Here is a 16,664-nt window from a genome sequence, read left to right as displayed (position 1 = left end):
GGTGAGCTGCCCCCACAGTTGCACCCCATCCGTGCCATTTTCGAACATCTGTTCCCTGTTAATCGTAGCCTTTGGCCGACCCGATCCATGTCATAGGTGGCGCGATGGTGCGGAGGCATGGACTATCGCTTAAGGATCTTTGTGTGCACGGCCCCACCCTGGTCTTCCTGGTGACATCTGCGGGCCGGCGGTCCGGCCGGTAATAGAACGTCACTCTTGGGCCATCGTCTGCGAAATGTCAGTGGGCGGTCGCACAATGGCTTCTGAACGGCGAGGGAGGTGTATCGCGGAGTGGCCGACAAGGCGTATGCGATTTATGTCGACTTTCAGGCGAATGCTGCCGCTGATGTGACGATGTCATTGCTGAGGGCTCCGGATGCGCTGTTCCATATCGCGCTGATGTCGGCGAGGCTGGGCGACGGGCAGACGGTGGACGGGCTGACGCTGGCCGCGATGCTCGAGGAGGACATGGACCTTCTGGCGCGGCATGCATCGGGCGGTGACCGGAGCGTCGTGCCGCGTGAGCTTCCGGCCGGTGGCGTGCTGCTGTTGAAGTGGGTGAAGAAGCGGTGGGTGCATCGGTTCGTTGACCCGCAGAGCAGGCTTGAGCGGTATCAACTCACCACTGGAGCCCAGCAGGCGATCCGGCAGATGAGGGATCTGCGGCGGCCCGGATCGGTGGCGACCGAGTCAGCGCTCGCGCTGGTCATGCACGAATTGCGCGGCATCGCCCAGCAGGCGAATCCGGATCCCCAAGCCCGCCGAAGGGCGATCGATGAGCAGATCGCTGACCTGGAGCGGCAGCGTGACCTGCTGGACCGCGGAGAGCTGCCGGCACCGAGCCAGACCGAGCTCGTCGACCAGGTGATGGCGATCACGCAGCTGATCCAGCGGATCCCGACCGACCTGGCCCGGTATGGGGAACAGATGCACGCCAACACTGCGATGCTGCTGCGCCAAAGCCTTTCGGACGATCCGGCGGAGTTCGCGGAGCTGTTGTCCCAGATGTTCGATGGTCACGACGTCATCGCCAGCTCGCCGGAAGGGCAAGCGTTCCGGGCGTTCGCGGACCTGTTCGGTGTCCCGTCGTTGCGTGCTCGGATGGAAGGCGACATCGACGAGATCGTCTCGCGTATTGACGGGCTCCCGCCGCATCTGGCGGAGATGCTTACCCAGTTCATCGACACGATGTGGATGCGGGTGCGGGAAGTGGACGACCTACGGCGCGTGTCGTTCCGGCGCATGAGCAACTTCGTACGCGGCGGGGACGCACTCCACTACCGCAGCATGCGGACTCGCGTCAGCGAAGCCCAAGCCGCTGCGGCAGAGGCTTTCAAGGTCGTCAGCCGCCCGGGTAGCGACATCGGGTTCACGGTGCCGATGAGCGGCGTAGACGCCTCCTCCGTCGGCCGGCTCCGCCTGGACGAGGGGATCGCGGTCCGGCCCGACCTGGTGGAGGATTCCAGTGACGAATTCGCCATTGACCCCGCCGCGTTCGCCAGTCAGGAAGCGATCGCCTGGGAAGTTCTCAGAGCCGCCGTCCACACCGCCATCGACGCCCACGGCGGTTTCGCGACTCTCCCCGAAGTCCTGGAACAACTTCCCGAACCGCGCACCGGAGACGTGATCGGCGTTTGGGCCCTGGCCACGGACCACGGCGCCGTCGATGACACCACGAAGATCATCGTCCAGGTGCATACCAGGCGTGGCCTGCGTGACCTTTACGTCCCTTATTTGGTCTTCGCCGACCGGCTACCCGACGATCTCGTCCCCCGCGCCCGTATCCCCTACATCGAGCGTGTCGCCGTCTTACCGGAGGATCCCCATGGCTGAGCCGCAGATCCCGATCTCCTTCGCCGACGTCTTCGACGAGCCGGAGCCGTCGTTCGACGCTCTGCTGGATCTCGACGAGCTGTTCGACGATAGCGGCGCTAGCGTGGGCGGGCTTGTCGATCCGGGGTCGCGGCAGCCGCGGTTTGACGGCGACACCAGCGAGCTGCCCGCCGAGGTGTGCTGGGCCTTGCAGGAACTGGTCGCCGCGCCACACGTGTCGGAGAAGTCCAAAAAGCACTGGGCGGTCATCCTGCAGTATGAGGACGTGCTGCGCAGCCGCTTGTCCGAGCTCGGCCTGATCTTGGAGATCAACCGGGAGGCTGGCTACGCCTTCACCCAGCAGGCCAGCGACCACAGCCCGCACAGCCGCATCATCCTGCGGGCCCGGACCCTCAGCCTGGCCGCCTCGGCCCTCGCTCTCTACCTGTACAACCAGTACGTCCTCGCCCCTGAGGAGCCCGTCGTGGAATCCGACGACATGGTCGAGCACATGCAGGCTTACCAGCGGCCGGACGATACCGACGACGCCGGGTTCCAGCGGAAGATCCGGCGGGCCATCGAAACCCTCGACGAGGTGTCGATCATCAAACCGGTGAAGGGAACAGACCGGTACATCATCTACCCGGTGATCGCCTCGATCCTCACCGCCGACCGCGTCGAAGCGCTCCGTGAGCGCTACCTGGCCCTCGCCTCAGGCCCCGATCCGGGCTCGGTCGCCGCCGATCGACCAGATGACCACACCGACGATCCACAAGTTGAGGTTGTCGGCCAACACCCGGGGAGAGAGAGCCAGCGTGGGTGAGGCGATGCGGCAAGAGGCGGGATTTGCCGGCCAGTTCAGATTGGTGCGTCTCCAGGTCGTTAACTGGGGCACCTTCTGCGGCTACAAGGAGCTGCCCATCGACGTGCGAGGCGTGCTGTTCACGGGACCCTCCGGATCCGGTAAGTCGTCCCTGCTGGATGGCCACTCGGTCGTGCTGCTTCCGACCCGCGAGCAGCGGTTTAACGCTTCGGCCGACCAGACGGCCAAGGGCACCAAGCAGGGTACGCGCAGCACCGCCGACTACGTGCGCGGCGCCTGGTCAGAAACGGACGACGACCAGGGCCAGGCTCAGGTCCGTTATCTGCGGGCCGGGAAACCGACCTGGTCGGCGATCGCCGCGACCTACGACAACCGGCAAGGCTCGGTCACCACGGCGGTCGTCGTCAAATACTTCACCGGTACGGAGAACGACGCGCCCAAGTCCTGGTTTCAGCTCCATGACGGCCATTTCGCTCTCACCGAGTTGAACGCCTGGGCGGAGCGGGAGTTCGACATTCGCTGGTTCAAGAAGGCCCATCCGGCTGGCTCCTACCCCGACGGGCAAGAGGCCTACACGCGGGAGCTGTCCAAGAGGGTCGGGCTCGGCTCCTCAACGACCGCGTTGTCGCTCTTGGGCAAGGCCAAAGCGATGAAGAACGTCGGCGACCTCAACCTCTTCGTCCGCGACAACATGTTGGAGGAACCCAGCACCTTCGCCGCGGCCACGAGCATGGTGGAGAAGTTCGCGCCGCTGGATGAGGCGTATGAGACCGCCCGGCGTGCCCACGACCAGGCGAAGGTCCTCGCCTGTGTCCCCGCCGAGTGGGACTCCTATCTCGCCGCCACGAGGACGATCAGCTTGGCCGAACGCGTCAGCGGCGATCCACTCGACCGGTTCCTCCGCCACATCCACCTCGATGTGCTCACCGCTGAGATCAGCCGGCTCTCCGCTCACATCCCCGGCCTGCAGACCCTCCACGACGACCAGAACCGTCGGGCCGGAGACGCCCAAAAGACCTTGTCGCGGCTTTCCCGGCAGCTCGATGAGCAAGGGTCCGCGCTCCGCGACCTGCAGGCCGCGCTGGAGGCCGCCGCGAGTGAGCGGGACGTGCGCGCCAAGGCCTTCGAGATCTATGCCAGCCAGGTCAGCCGGCTGGACCGGCCCTGCCCGCACGACCTGGCCACCTTCACAGCCCTGCGCGACAGCCTCCCCGGCATCATCGACCACGCCCAATCTGAGCAAACCGCGTTGGCACCAGCACTGCATCGGGCCCACGCTGACGCGGGGAACGCCCGCACCGCACTGGAGGGCAAGTCCAAAGAGCTCCAGGTCCTCGGCTCCGCGCGATCCCTCCTGCCGCCGCACGCCCAGGAGCGGCGCGAGGACATTGCCCGCGCCACTCGGATCCCCGCCGCCGACCTGCCCTATGCCGCGGAGCTTATAGATCTCGCCGATGGGCAGGAGCGATGGCGGCCCGCCGCGGAAAAGGTGCTGCGCGGCTTCGCGCTGCGCCTGCTGGTTCCCGAGAGACACAAGGACGCCGTCCGCACCTACATCGACACCCATGACATGCGCGGCGTCATCGAATACAGCATCGTCACCCGAGTTTCAACCCACCAGCCGAAGCCGCCAGCCACCATCCTGGCAGGGAAGCTCGTCACCGACCCAGACCATCCTTGCGGGCCGTGGCTGACTGCTCAACTCGCCCGCCGGTTCGACCACGCCTGCGTCGAGACCGCCCGCGACCTGGAACACCACATTATCGCCGTGACCGTCAACGGAACCATCAAATCGGGCGGCAACCACTACCGCAAAGACGACCGGCCCGAACTCACCCGCTGCTCCTCCTACATCCTGGGCGCCAACACCGCCACCAAGCGAGCCGCGCTGCAGGAGGAAGTAGAAGATCTCGAAGAGGCCTACAAGCAGGCTTCCTCGCACGCCGAGCAGCTCTCGCAGAAGGCTCAGAACCTGCGCACCACCAACGACGCTGCTACCCAGATCGGCGCCTATATCCAGTGGAGCGACCTCGACCACCAGGAAGCTGCCCGCCGGGCCGCCGGGTATGCAGAGGAGATCCGGCTGCTCAAAGAGGGTGATGTGGACCTGCAGCGCCTTGAGCAACAACGCGATGACGCCCAAAAGGCATGGGAGGACCTTGTTGGAGAGCGTTCCCGGACCGCGGACACAATCCGCAACGAACAACAACAGCACGACCACCTAACAACCGTCCGCGACCTCGAACAAGCTAGACCGCATCTCGTCGACGATCCCGGGATGCTCGCCTACCTCGAACAGACCTACGCCCGCCTCGACGTCACCGCGACGCCCGACACGATCACCCAAGTCGGCAGGGACCTGCGCCGCGATCTGAATAGCGGCCGCGCGACCGCCGAACACACGCGCAAGATCGCGCTCACCCGCGTCGGCAACGCGATCTCGAACTTCATCGAGAAATGGCCCGACGCCGCCCCCGACAGCAGCGGCGACGCCGAGCGGACCGGAGGTGACTTCTGTGCCCTCCACACAGAGATCGAGCAACGCCGCCTGCCTCACGCCGTTTCCCGATTCCAGCAGATGATCAGTGAGGACATGCTGCCGTCGATTGGGCTCCTGCTGTTTGAGATCGACCGAGCCGCCAAGGACATCCGTTCCCGAGTCGACATGGTCAACGTCGGCTTGCGGTTGGTGGAGTTCAACACCGGCACCCATTTGCAGATTGCCCCCGAGAACCGGCAGTTCGATGCCAGCCGCGAGTTCCGTCGCCGCGTGGATCAGATCATGAGCAGCGCTCCCGCCGGCCGAAAAGACCCGAGCGTCGCACTCGGTCAGTTCAAACGCGTCCGCGAACTGCTGGCTAGGTTCACCACCAACGGCGCTGAGGCCGAGCGATGGCGCCGCGAAGTCCTGGATGTCCGCCTGTCCTACAGCTTCTACGGGCGTGAGGAGAACGCCGACCGCCAGACCATCAACACCTATCGGAATGCTGGCGGCAAGTCAGGCGGTGAGCAGGAGAAACTTGTCGCGTTCTGCCTCGCCGCCGCCCTCAGCTACAACCTGGCCAGCCCAGACTCGGGCGGCAAGCCCTGCTTCGCGCCCCTCATGCTCGATGAAGCATTCGGCAAATCCGACGAGAAGTTCTCGGCTCAGGCGCTATCGGCGTTCGACGCGTTCGGATTCCAACTCCTCATGGCCGCACCCATCCGCATGTCCGGGCTCTTGGAGCCGTACATCGGCCAAGCGATCCTCGTCGACAAGCGCGAAACCGCCGACGCCGCCCGTTCCAATGCCACCTTCGCCACCTTCGGTGAACTCGCCGTCCGCCGGAGCACTGAGGCCAACGGAGCCTACCTTGCATCAGCCTGAGGCCATTCGCGAGCAGCTAAAGGATCGGTTCGAGAAACAGTATCCGGCGTGGGCACGCAACCAAGGCACCTGGCCGTGGCGCATCCCTCTGCAGCCGCCGACCACCCAGGAACGCGCCGACGACCCTATCGCCTGCCACTCCTGGGCCACAGCATGGGCTGGCTACAGCGGGCCGGGCCGCCTCGAATACGCCAAGCTCCGCTTCAGCACTGGCAGCCATGCCATGCCCCGACACCTCGTCCTCGACCGGCCCGGCCATGTCGCCGACATCGACCCCCGCTGCCGCGAGGTCTGGGATCGCTGCGGTCAGCGGCTCATCACCCTGCAGGCATCCTTCCCTCACGCCGACTTCACCGGCATCATCCGCAAGATCACCGACCTTTCCGATGGCGACTACCAGCGACTCCATGCCGCCGTCACCTGGCTGCACGCCAACCCAACATCCGGATTGCTCATGCGGCAACTGCCCATCGAGGGCATCGACACCAAATGGCTGGAACGCCACCAGCACATCGTTCTCGTCCTTCTGGGGGAGCCCGACCTTCCACACGAACCTGATACCGAAGAAGGGACCGCTGGCCCGTCGCAGCGACGCCGCCTTCACCAGCGCCTCGGCCTGCGGGTACCACCCGAACTCGTGCACATCGCCGTCCTCTGCCCGGACCTGCGCGCCCAGGTCGGTGGGATGCGTCACTTCGCCGCCTCAACAGCCGACCTCAGCCAATGGAAGTACCACCCCACCAACGTGATCATCCTAGAGAACAAGGAAACCGGCTACGCCCTCACCGACGACTTTCCCGGAACCGTCGCCCTGCACGGCAACGGCTTCAACATCGCCGTCTACGCCGATATCTCCTGGATCCATACCGCGACCACCATCCTGTACTGGGGCGACATCGACCTACCCGGCCTGCAGTTCATCAATGACCTTCGCGCTCGCGCCATCTCCGCTCGCACCATCCTCATGAACCCCGCCACCTTGGACGCGTACCGGCACCTCACCGTAGAAGGGGCCGGCCCTCAACGCGCCAGCCTCCACCATCTCGACGACACCGAACAACACCTGTACCAGCAGCTCTTGGACTATGCGGAGACACATCCCACCGGACTACTCCTCGAGCAGGAGCGCATCCCTTGGCAGCCTGCCCTCAGCACTCTCACCGCAGCACTCTCTGCCAACCTGCCGTGCCAAGGCAGGTGACCCACGCTGGCAGTGCGGGACACCACGGGTGAGGAACCTATGGCCTGCCCGTGCTCTCAATCCACCAGATCGACGTCGTCTACTGCGGCATACCCGGATGCCGCACAGTAGGCCAAGTGGCCACCGGCGCACCGGCGCAGTCTGCCCCGCGATGCATCCTGCCCTGAAGGGAGACACCTCGCCCAACGTGGCCGCTCCACGAACCTTGACCTCCCAAAGGGTCGCCCGTACTACCGCCCGGCATGCTCGACCTCGTCGAGGACGACACCGGTGATGTCAAGCTGGTGTGACCTGATCACCCCGGGTCGCCTAATCCCCGTCATCTTTGCAACACCTGTGACCAGGCGGTGAGGCTGTTGAGTGCGGCCCGAGCCTCTTTATCTGGTCACGCTCGCAGCGAGCGCGGCGGGCGGCAGCGCGAGGTCGACCATCGGGTGGGCGGCGCCGTCCAATGGACCCAGCACCCGAGCGGCCCACCCCTCAGCGTTGCGGACAGCGTCCACAGGCAAACTGGCCTGGAGCGGCAGGACCGTAAGCAGCGCCCAACTCGCCCGACGCGACGTGCCCTCACGCGGGTGACGGTAGTGCTCGGCGAGCCGATCACCGACCGCGGTAGAGCCTTCGCGACAAACGCTGCCGACGTACCGGCAGGCGCATCGCGCGTCCCACGCAACATAGACTGCGGACGCCGCCGCAATCCGTCGACGCACGTCCGACGGGTTTGCACGGCACGCGAAAGCACTCAGCGCGGTGGATCGCCGGTCTGCGGCCTGGGCGAGCGACAGATTGAGTACCGGCTTGAGCAGTTGAAGCGCGGGAAGCAGCGCCTTGAGGACCGCTCTCGGTAGCGCAGTCGTCGTCATTCCTCGCCGCCCTGAGCGTTGTGCTCATCCGAGGTCTCCTCATCCTCATCCTCGTCCCCGCTTGCGAGCAGCGCGGTACTGACGGGCCCGTACTGCGTGAGGATCCTCTCGATGCGGCGCAGGCGCTCGGACAGCGTCTCAACCGCCGCGGGGCTGCCGAATACCTCCCGGCCGCGGGTCGTGCTCAGCACGGCGAGCGCCTGGGCCGCTTTGAGGACCCCGGTGATTCCCTGATCGAGGGCCCGCCGCTGCAGCACGTCCTCGGCCGGGCGGTCCTGCCCTCCGCCTTGACCATCGGCATTAGCGGTCGCACGATTCTTGGCGATCGTGGCCTCGGCCTCAACGGGATCGGCGGCGTAGACGAGGTCCCACTCGTAGTCGATGGTCTTCTGCACGCCGGCCTGGTCCCTGACCGGTTCACCGTCGTGGACCAAGACGCCTTCGAGATCGCGCTGCCGGGTATGGAACTGCTTGGGCAAGGTGGTCGGATCCGCGGCCACGTGCGCCCGGGCGATGGAGTGCAGCATGCACAGCCCGCCGGCGGTGGACGACAGGATGGTCAGCAGCTTGGTGGGAGTGGCCCGGAACGGGGCGCTGCGGGAGTCGCGGACAACGCCTTCCTTTGAGCCCCGGTCGCGGGTGATATAGCCGTCGATGATCGCCGCGGTGCCCCCCAGGACCGTAAGTTCGGCGATCGCGTCCAAGTGCCCGGCCAGTGCCCGCTCCAGAACGTCGTCCAGTACGTGCAGCGGGTTATCCCCGGGGGTGAGCGCCCAGGACGTCTTCCACACCCGGTCAGTGATCGTGCCGCCGTTGCCGAAGGCGCGCAGGGACTGCTCGATCCCTTCCGAACTGCGGTAGGCGGACAGAGCCATCGGTGCCAGCCGCTCGCTAACGCGCTGGCGGTCGGCCTTCCCCATCCCGAACTCCTGGCGGATAAGCCGGTTCATCTTGGCGGCGCGCAGACCTGCGAGGACTGCGTACTGGTGCACTCCGGCCGACCACAGCCGGTGGGGCGGAAGACCGAGGAGCTCGTGCATGGTCTGCGGCCCCACCCGGCCGGAGACGACGTCGTAGATGTCCTGGCTGATCAGGCCATCGCCGAGAGCGTGCCGGTAGACCCGCTGCATCCCCTGGGTGTTCTGTGCGCCTTCGGCCCACGGAGTGACACGAACGTGAAGGTTGGCCAGCAAGTCATCGCGTGCCGACACCAGGTCGCGGAGCGGATTGCCGTGCTCGTCCTGCGCGCCCACCACTACGACGGCGGGGAAGGCCAGGGTATGTCCTTCGCGGCGGGTCGCTTCGGTCGGCTCAGGCTCGGCCAGACCGCGACGCACCCGCGCGGCCATCTCCTCCACCCGACGGCGGGCGGCACGTTGGTCGGCCGGGCGACGCTCGCCGACGCGGTCTGTCGGGCCGATCAGCGACGCCACACACGCGGCGGCCGCGGCGTCGATGTCCCCGCCGGTGCGAGCCAGCCACATGCTGACGATCCGGCTGTTGCCGTCACCGGCGACGAGGTAGGTGTCCGTGCTGCCGTCGTCGTACACGACCCGAACCACGATGAGCGTGAGCGGCTCCTTGACGCCCTGCTGCAGCACGGAATCGGTGTAGTCGTTCTCGCCGCCCTGCGCCTGGTGGGTCTGGCGCATACTCTCGGTCACCGCGTAGGCCAGTGCCTTGCGGTCTCGCATTTTGACGGTGAGGACGGCCAAGGGCCGCTTCGCGTCGTCGGTGCCTGCCTGGAGCGTCTCGTACGTCGGCACCGGATTGGTCGGCGGCGTGACATCCATGGGGGTACGCAGCAGGTGGGCCCACCGCTGGTTGATGAAGTCCGGCAGCACGTCGAGGTCCAGGTACCGTGCGTGCGTGCCGGTCACGAACAGGGTTCCGCCGATGATCGGCTTAGCCGTCAGCAGGTTGATGACCTGCTCGCCCTTACCGTTGACCTCCACGAGCGCGCGCAGCCGAAGAGGGTCGACTGCGCCGGCAGTGATGGCGTTTGCGGCTGGCTCATCCAGGGAGCATCGCGGATTGTCCAGCAGAGCCTTGCGAACGCCGCGCAGCTGTGCCAAGGGGACAGGATCAGGGATCGGGTCCGGGCGACGCAGCAGCGGCGGAAGGCTGTTGGTGCCGTCGGGACCGGGCTCGGACTCAGACGGGTCCGGCGTGAACGGGGGGGTACTCATGTGCTTGCCCCTTCGCAAGCTGGCGCGCATGAGGACGAGGGCCCGTATTCCGGCGCGGTGCCGAAACCCACTGCGCGCCGACCCGAGGGCGGCGAGCGCCGTCACGGTTGTTTCAGCGGCTCTGGTGTCCGCGAACTTCCGTGTCGACCGGTGTTCCACGGTTCCAGGCGACCTGCTGATCTGCCGAGCCAAAGAACGAGCCCGGACATCCCGCCGATGACGAGTGTCAGCCGATCTTCACGCAGCAGGTCGGACCCTGCCGCGTGCGGTTCCGCATAACCGGAGCGGTGCGCGGTCGGCACAGGGTGACTGCACCGACCTCCACAGGTTACATCTGGAGGTTAAGACAAGGGCGAGCGTTTGCAAAAATGTATCGTCGCCGCTTCCGCATCGGGTGGCGCCCGAACACGTCCTCGCCCTGGACCGCCTCGCCCAGAGGGCCTGGCCACCGGAACCGTCACGTTGCCCCGTCGGCCCGTGCATATGGGGGTATGGCTCCGGCTGCTGTGCACCCTGCTGGATAAGGTCAGCATCTCTACCTCCAGGGTCCGCCAGCACTCGACCGCCGTGCTCGATCTGATCTGGAACACCGCAGCACTGCCGCCGCGCGCTGGCCTGAACGTCTGGCGGCCCTACGAGAGACTCGACCTCGAACGGCAGGAAGCCATGCTCTAAGAGCTCCTAACGCAATGAAGTGAGGCGCCGCCAGCAGATGAGGACGCAGGCCAGTTTGAGGAAGGCCTCGTGGATGTCGGCTCGGTCGAGGACGGGGATCTCCTCAGGCGGTCAGGGCCGGCCCACACTCCCATCTCAGGGAGGACGTCCAGGGTGTAAACCAGGCAGAGAGCCCAAAAGGTCTGTCTCTCCTCGTAAGGATGAGACCCGTGTACGGGGATGCGGTTAACAGGAAGTTGGGCCCGATCGGATCAATGCGGCTCACATTGCTGATGAATTGTCGCATATCACCCTCTCTTGATTCCGACTCGTGTCGGAACATCGCTTATGGGCTTTCTGTGGCTTTTTTGGTACCGACTGTTTCCTTGCATGCGATGAGGTGCGTTGGTCGCGTTTACGGCGCGCACAATACAACCATGGACTGCTAAATGAGGGACTTTCTTAAAACCTTGCGCCAATTCTGTAAACATGGCACTCTCTGCAAAACGCGCCCGGGATTGGCTCGGGCTCTGCTCCTAGGGGGTGCCCGTGCCTAGAGTCTTCGATCCGGAGGTCCTCGCTGATCGACTGCTCGCGAATGAGGAGCAAGCCGACCGAGCCGCCGACTCCTACCGTTGGGAGAACGCGGATCTTCTTGCGGTAGCTCTTCCGGAAGGGGAGGCGACCGACGCCGAGGTGAACGAGGCGCTCGAGGTGATCTTGGCTGCTCTTGAAGCGCGAGGCTCGGGCATCACGAAGCCCACCCTGCGGGGATGGCTCACCGTCGCCCGTCGCAATCCATCCGAGGTCCGCAACGGCGTCTCGCTGACGGCCGCCCAGGAAGCCGGTGACCGGCCGGAGCGTTTCGAGTGGTTCGCCGAGTACGGCGCTTCCCTTTCGAAGCGTCAGGTCCGCCGCCTCCGCGGTGACCGTAAGATCGACAATCCGGTGACCAGCAATAGCTCCATCAGTGAGCGCCAGGCAAAAGTGGCTGAGCTTCTCGGCGGCATGTCGGCTGAACACGTCGAGGAATTGGCACAGCGGCACCCTGAGGCTGCCCGAGCCCTTATGCGCGCTGCGGCGACGGCCGGTACGCGGGCGCGTCAGGAGGCGGACGAGGCCGAGGGCATACGCGGGCAGCAGGTGGGTGATGACCTCGCAGAGTACATCCACAATGCTGACCTAGGGCTTCGGCGTCGTCTAAACGCGGTGTTCGCGCGAGACGAAGTACCGGAGGGGATGCGGGGCGCAGTGCTACTTGCGCTGTCGCGGCTCGAGCAAACAACCGGCTGGACGAAGGCCTGGGCGAGCGGCCCGTCGGGTTCGCTGGTCAGCGATCTCGAGACTTTCCTCTCTGAGAGGGAGGCATGATGGGCGTATTCATTGCCGGCGTGCGGTCTCGTATCCAGCAACTGCTTGACTCCCACGACTATTTAAGCCACGAGGAGATCCAGCGAGAACTTGAGTTCGACTATGGCACGGTGAACCGGGCACTCAACAGTCCGCCCAATCCAGTCCTCGGTGAGACGCCGTTTGCTCGCATGCGCAACCCCGAGCCCGGAGCCCTATGGCTATATTTCGCGGTTCGTCCTGAGCGTCCGCTCGCTCAGTCAGAATTCGGCATCAAGACAAAAACGGCGCACACCCAGCTCCTGAAGACGCGGGACCAGCTACTACGGCCCGCGATCGCGGCGGGCGCGACGGCAACTGGTGACGGTGATGACCTCGACCAGTCTCTGGTGAATCTCGAGGCGTCCATCCACTTTCTCGAGTTGGCCAGGCGCGCCGGCGCAATCAAGGCCGAGAACGAGGCGCGGAGTCAGGAGCTCAGGAAGGAGGAGGCTGAGCTCAAGGCTAGGCGCGAAGAGCTCGAGAAGGAGGAGGCGGAGTTCAACCAGCGGAGGCGAGAGTTTACCGAGGCCGCAGAGGACCGCAGCCCACGAAGCGCGCAAACGTGACCGTCGTCGAGGACGCCTCCGACAGGTGGCCATGTCGCGCTGCAGAGGCTCCTGCTGGCTGCCTCCGCTGGGCCAGAGCAGGCGGCTGGCGTGTATCGGCAGGCGCTGGGCCTGGCCCAGGAGGTTGGCAGCCCGTTTGACGAGGCACACGCGCTGGAAGGCATCGCTCGCTGTGCTGCCGCCATGGGGAACCTGGACGCCGCAGTGGCCGGTCTGTGCGAGGCGGTGGAAACTTACCGGATGCTCGGCGTCCCCGACGCCACTACGGTCGCCAAGTACGTCGCCGCCCTCAAGCAGGTGGACGAGTCGGCTGACTCTTGACCACAAAGCTCAGGCAGCAGGGCGGAAGGTTCACAGAAACGACCGTTTCCCGGACGTCCCTGAAGTCCAGGTCAGCCAGGGGTTCCACAAATCCCACCGTAAATGAGGAAGATCACCGCGATACGGTCAGGTCTCCCTGCAGCAGGGTCACTACGCCTCAAGATCGGCTTAGGGGCGGTGTGGGCCAGCTTCGGCCTCGGTGGGCCGGCAGCGAAACGCGCAATGGTCCTCCTACACCTGTCGCGTGGCGCTTGCACCGCCCAGCCCCAAGCTCGCGAGGTAGAGTGCTAAATGGATGAACATGTTTACGCGATGAACTTGTTCATGGCCAGCCCCTTGGGTTGGCAGCAGAGAGCCCCGGGCCAGTTGATCAGCCTGATCCCGGGGCCTCGTCACGGCCGCGTCAGCAACTGGACGCACAGGCGGGGACCTGGTGTTGCGTCACCAGGCCCTGCCGACGTGCTCCAGCAGCGAGGGGACGTACGCCAGATACACCTCGACGAGGAGTATCTGCATGTCCGCCGGACGTAGCCGCCAGTCATCACCGTCCATCGATTTCTTCCCGATGCGCACACCCCCACCTCAAGGGCGAGGGCTGGGGTAGGTCCCCCGCGGGTGGATCTACCTGGACGCACCGGAAGCGCTCCGGACGGTAACTGGACCGCATCCGCCAGCCTAGGCCAGCGAGGCGTTTCCCGCGCGCGCGAAGTGGATCTTCACTGTGCGCCAAGTGTGCGCGTGCCAGGCATGGAGGGGAATGTACGGGAATGTACAGTCCTAAGTGCGTGTTTGAGATCGGCGGTCTTCGTCAGTCGCAGACGATTCTGGCCTGTCGTCGAGCGGGGCCCCTGCGGGTGAGACGGCGGGCCATACCGGCGATGGCAGCCCAGCGGATGATGGCCTCGGAAACGGCGGGGTCGCGTTCGTAGTCGCGGGCCAGACGGCGGCAGGCGGTCAGCCAGGCCAGCGTCCTCTCTACCACCCAACGCCGTGCGATGACGCTGAAGCCTCGCTGATCAGCGGGCTTGCGGACGATCTCCAACGTCGTGCGCAGGGTGTCACAGGCCCAGTCCACCAACCGGCCGGCGAACCCCTGGTCGGCGAAGACGTGCCGGATGGGGGTGGTCAGATACGCCGACAGCAACGCGGTCTTGGCGCCGTCACGGTCCTGCCAGCTCGCCGCCATCACCGCGACGGTGACCAGCAGCCCGGTGGTGTCGGTGATGATGAACCGCTTGCGGCCGTTGACCTTCTTACCGGCGTCATAGCCGCGGCTGTCACGCCCGACGGTGTCGGCGCCCTTGACGCTCTGGGAGTCGATGATGCCGGCGGACGGCTCGTCGTCGCGGCCGTCCTGGCGGCGGGCCTGGATGCGCAGCTCGCGCAGCAGGGCCTCGGTCACGCCGGCCTGCTCCCACTGCTGGAAGTACCAGTACACGGTCTGCCACGGAGGCAGGTCCGTGGGCAGATACCGCCACGGGCAGCCGGAACGGACCACGTACAGGATGGCGTTGACGATCTCCCGGCGCGGGTGCTTCTCCGGACGCCCGCCGGTGTTCGGCTCGGGCAGTAACGGCTCGATCAGCTCCCATTGGGCGTCGGTCAGGTCCGAGGGGTAGCGCTGCGGGGGCATCCAGACACCTTGGCCGCCCACGAGCTGGTCGTCACGCCGCCACGCCATACATGAACGATCTTCTCAAACACGCACTAAGCGGTAATAAGCGGACAAGCAGCCAAACCCGCGAGCCGAAAAACGTGAGACGGATCACAATGCACGTCCGCCGCGTACGTGACTACGAGTCCCCAGTAGTAAGCGCGGAGACATCACCACCCACGCCCGGCCTTCATGCCTTCACCGCCAGCCCCCCATGCACGTCCAGCCGGCCCCCCACCACGGCGCTGGAGCAGTTGCGTACGCGTCTGGACGAGCATTTCGGCGAGGTCCACGCGCGCTTGACCAGCATGGAGGCGGCAGCCAACGACGAACTCGCCACCCGCAGGACAGAACAGCGTGATCGCTGATCCGGCGGCCAGGACAGCTTGTTTGATGCCTTGCTAGCAGCGGAAACGTGGCCCCGTCGCCGCATGGCCTGGCTGGACACCGGCCAGGCGGCCGCGCTCCGCGCGGCCGCCGAGCGGCTCTCCCGCCGTACGTCGACCCCAGAGTCTCACCATTGATCCGAAGTAACCGGGTGCGGTCGCCGCTTGTTCTGGTAGGCCGCCGCGACGCCGGCGGCAAACGCCTCGGTGATCCTTGTGAGCGGCGCGGTTTCCGGCTCCCTCTGCTCGTGGCCGTCAAAGGCGCGAGAGCGCCAGTAGGCCTTCTTGACGCGTTGCACCTCCAGCTCATTGAGAACGGCCCACCCGTAGCGGCCTCGGCTATGGCGGCCACGGGTGGGCACCATCATGGCGATGGGGGCCTCGATGTCGATCCCGGTGGTGTATTCGGTCCACAGCTGTTGCCTGAGCCGGTAGCCGGCCTGCTTGTAGCCGTCGGCGACACGCTGGCAGATGTCCCGGATCACTGATCCGCAAAGATGATCGCCCACGCGCAGGCCGGGGAGCTCAATCGCCAAGTCGCCGTCCAGCTGCGCAGCCTGCTGCAGGAACAACATGCCTTCCTGAATCGCGTCGTGGTTGATCAGGAGCACGCTCAGCTCAAAGGTGGCCACGGCATGACCTCCTTCGACCTGGGTGATGAGCTCTAGGCCGCGTGGGCCGAACCAGCGACGCAGCCGCTCTGTCGTGGACTGTCCCCAAGGGGGCGCGGCCAGGAGGGCAAGAGCGGCTTCCTGCTCCACCGGCTGATGCACCAGAGGAAGGGGAGGAACGACGTTCAGCTCGCCTGACAAGATCTCATCGACCAGCCTCTTGCCCTGATGCTCGAGGCAGATCGGTGCAGGCTCCAGCCATGCGGGAACCGGAATCACCGGGAGGAAGCCGTCTGCTGCAGGCCATGCAGGTTGATGCGGGTACATCACGCCTGCCGGCGCGGCCGGAAGCGACGGAGACGCTGAAGTGGGCAGCGCCGACACGACGGGGAACTCCTGCAGGGGTGTCTCCTCCACGGGAACAGACACGGTCGCCGGCGCAGGCTCTTCCAGCGGCTGGACCACGGCGATTGTCGCAACCTGCTCCTCAATGGCCTCCTGATGCAGCTGGTAGAGGTCGTCCAGGGACCCCAAGACCTTGACCGGCTGTACGCCCGTCATGCCTAGCTTGGCCTGCAGAACCTCGAAGATGGCTGCAACGTTTTCCCAGCTCGGCGGCCCTTTTCGTCCCTTGCCGGTGAACACTGCCGACACTGTGGTCTTCGTCAGGCCCAGCTTGTTGTGCTGGGCGATGTACCCATAAGAGACATTTCCCGCCTTTTTGCGCAATTGCCGCAATTCTTCATAAAGGCGCTCTCTGGGAGCGCCGACCGCACGGCCAGTCATCGTGTCGGTCACCCGCCAATCACAAAATGCTCGGGGAGA

The 16,664-nt window shown here is 65.6% G+C and carries 10 protein-coding genes; 7 read left to right on the top strand and 3 right to left on the bottom strand.

Translation table 11 applies throughout. From position 1 onward, the window contains the following. Positions 1 to 291 precede the first annotated feature (291 nt). The 4 genes from AB0C33_RS15365 to AB0C33_RS15350 are packed head-to-tail and all read left to right on the top strand — an operon-like array spanning position 292 to position 7,203. Positions 292 to 1,833, top strand: coding sequence for a DUF3375 family protein (locus tag AB0C33_RS15365; RefSeq protein ID WP_358287705.1), 1,542 nt, complete (start codon positions 292 to 294; stop codon positions 1,831 to 1,833). Further along, positions 1,826 to 2,635 (top strand): DUF4194 domain-containing protein, encoded by an 810-nt coding sequence (locus AB0C33_RS15360; RefSeq protein ID WP_358287702.1) that lies wholly within the window; start codon positions 1,826 to 1,828, stop codon positions 2,633 to 2,635. The genes AB0C33_RS15365 and AB0C33_RS15360 overlap by 8 nt, the downstream gene beginning before the upstream one ends. After that, complete coding sequence (locus AB0C33_RS15355; protein ID WP_358287699.1) at positions 2,628 to 6,002, top strand: SbcC/MukB-like Walker B domain-containing protein; 3,375 nt, start codon at positions 2,628 to 2,630, stop codon at positions 6,000 to 6,002. The genes AB0C33_RS15360 and AB0C33_RS15355 overlap by 8 nt, the downstream gene beginning before the upstream one ends. Next, entirely contained in the window at positions 5,989 to 7,203 is a 1,215-nt protein-coding gene (locus AB0C33_RS15350; RefSeq protein ID WP_358287696.1) for a Wadjet anti-phage system protein JetD domain-containing protein, read from the top strand. The genes AB0C33_RS15355 and AB0C33_RS15350 overlap by 14 nt, the downstream gene beginning before the upstream one ends. A gap of 859 nt (positions 7,204 to 8,062) precedes the next feature. Here AB0C33_RS15350 and AB0C33_RS15345 read toward each other — a convergent pair. Then, a complete protein-coding gene (locus tag AB0C33_RS15345; RefSeq protein WP_358287693.1) occupies positions 8,063 to 10,255 on the bottom strand; it encodes a hypothetical protein in 2,193 nt (730 codons plus the stop codon). Positions 10,256 to 11,458: 1,203 nt separating this feature from the next. On the opposite strand from AB0C33_RS15345, the gene AB0C33_RS15340 reads away from it, so the two are divergent. The 3 genes from AB0C33_RS15340 (at position 11,459) to AB0C33_RS15330 (ending at position 13,188) form a co-directional block, all read left to right on the top strand. Beyond that, on the top strand, positions 11,459 to 12,280 hold the full coding sequence (locus AB0C33_RS15340; RefSeq protein ID WP_358287690.1) for a hypothetical protein: 822 nt from the start codon (positions 11,459 to 11,461) through the stop codon (positions 12,278 to 12,280). Continuing rightward, on the top strand, positions 12,277 to 12,867 hold the full coding sequence (locus tag AB0C33_RS15335; protein WP_358287688.1) for a hypothetical protein: 591 nt from the start codon (positions 12,277 to 12,279) through the stop codon (positions 12,865 to 12,867). The genes AB0C33_RS15340 and AB0C33_RS15335 overlap by 4 nt, the downstream gene beginning before the upstream one ends. Before the next feature lie 90 nt (positions 12,868 to 12,957). Then, entirely contained in the window at positions 12,958 to 13,188 is a 231-nt protein-coding gene (locus AB0C33_RS15330; RefSeq protein ID WP_358287686.1) for a hypothetical protein, read from the top strand. An 808-nt stretch (positions 13,189 to 13,996) separates the two neighbouring features. On the opposite strand, the gene AB0C33_RS15325 is transcribed toward AB0C33_RS15330, so the two are convergent. Further along, positions 13,997 to 14,821 carry an IS5 family transposase gene (locus AB0C33_RS15325; protein WP_358289049.1) on the bottom strand — a complete coding sequence of 275 codons (825 nt, stop codon included), beginning with the start codon at positions 14,819 to 14,821 and terminating at the stop codon, positions 13,997 to 13,999. 535 nt (positions 14,822 to 15,356) lie between these two features. After that, positions 15,357 to 16,637 carry a helix-turn-helix transcriptional regulator gene (locus tag AB0C33_RS15320; RefSeq protein ID WP_358287683.1) on the bottom strand — a complete coding sequence of 427 codons (1,281 nt, stop codon included), beginning with the start codon at positions 16,635 to 16,637 and terminating at the stop codon, positions 15,357 to 15,359. Positions 16,638 to 16,664 lie beyond the last annotated feature (27 nt).

The organism is Nonomuraea sp. NPDC048881 (genome assembly GCF_040649795.1).
Lineage (GTDB): Bacteria > Actinomycetota > Actinomycetes > Streptosporangiales > Streptosporangiaceae > Nonomuraea.
Note: the sequence above shows the minus strand (reverse complement) of the source record. Positions and strands in the feature narration are given on the sequence as shown.

Bases quoted from the DNA above. Each gene is read 5' to 3' on its own strand.
- AB0C33_RS15360 (WP_358287702.1), top strand. From the start codon at position 1,826: ATGGCTGAGCCGCAGATCCCGATCTCCTTCGCCGACGTCTTCGACGAG.
- AB0C33_RS15345 (WP_358287693.1), bottom strand. From the start codon at position 10,255: ATGAGTACCCCCCCGTTCACGCCGGACCCGTCTGAGTCCGAGCCCGGT.
- AB0C33_RS15335 (WP_358287688.1), top strand. From the start codon at position 12,277: ATGATGGGCGTATTCATTGCCGGCGTGCGGTCTCGTATCCAGCAACTG.
- AB0C33_RS15325 (WP_358289049.1), bottom strand. From the start codon at position 14,821: ATGCCCCCGCAGCGCTACCCCTCGGACCTGACCGACGCCCAATGGGAG.